We start from the raw sequence: 973 nt of genomic DNA on the forward strand, positions 1-973 counted from the left end.
AAACAACTTACACACCAACAGTAACTCCAGTAGTACCAACAGCAGAACCAAAAGAAACAAAAGATGTACAAGGTGCAACTCAAACTGGTAAACCAACATTCACACCTGGTGCTGATGAAGTGCCAATGGATGATGATACTCCAGCGACATTCGAAGATGGTTCAAAAGAAAAAGTAATTCCAGGAGAAGGTACTTACACTGTAGCTCCAGATGGAACAGTAACATTCGTACCTGAGAAAACATTCACAGGAACAGGAACAGGAGTAACGGTTAAACGTGTAGATAAGAACGGAACACCAGTAACGGCTAAATACACACCAACAGTATTACCAGCAACTCCAACAGCAACACCAGCTGAAACAACAGATATCCAAGGTGCGTTACAAAAGGGATTACCACAATTCTTAGGAGGAAGAGTATCAGTAGATGGAGTACAAAAAATTGTACCAATCGATGAAACAAAACCATTAGAATTAATCGATCCATCAACAGGTAAAGTAACTAATGAAATCGTGGTACCGGGCGAAGGAACTTACACAGTATATAACGGAGTAGTAGAATTCCGTCCAGAACCACAATTCGTAGGAAAAGCAAAAGGAGTTACAGTCCAACGTGTAGACGTAAATGGAACGCCAGTTTCAACAACATACACACCAAACGTAACCCCTGTAACCCCAACAGCAGAACCAGCTGAAACAACAGATATCCAAGGTAAAGAACAAACTGGCAAACCTGAATTCAAACCAGGAAATCCAAATGTACCGATGAATGACGAAGTACCAGCAACCTTCGAAGATGGATCAACAACTAAGACAATTCCAGGCGAAGGAACTTACAAAGTAAATCCAGACGGTACAGTAACGTTCACACCAGAGAAGACATTCACAGGTAAAGGAACAGGCGTAACAGTTAAACGTGTAGATAAGAATGGTACCCCAGTAACAGCTAAATACACACCAACAGTAACTCCAGT

At 41.4% G+C, this 973-nt stretch carries 1 pseudogene; it reads left to right on the forward strand.

The window, feature by feature from the left end:
- Positions 1-973 (forward strand): annotated as a pseudogene (locus tag HMPREF2701_RS11450) (hypothetical protein); the annotation flags it as partial.

Origin of the sequence: Streptococcus sp. HMSC077D04 (assembly GCF_001808785.1) — a bacterium.
GTDB lineage: Bacteria > Bacillota > Bacilli > Lactobacillales > Streptococcaceae > Streptococcus > Streptococcus mitis_BX.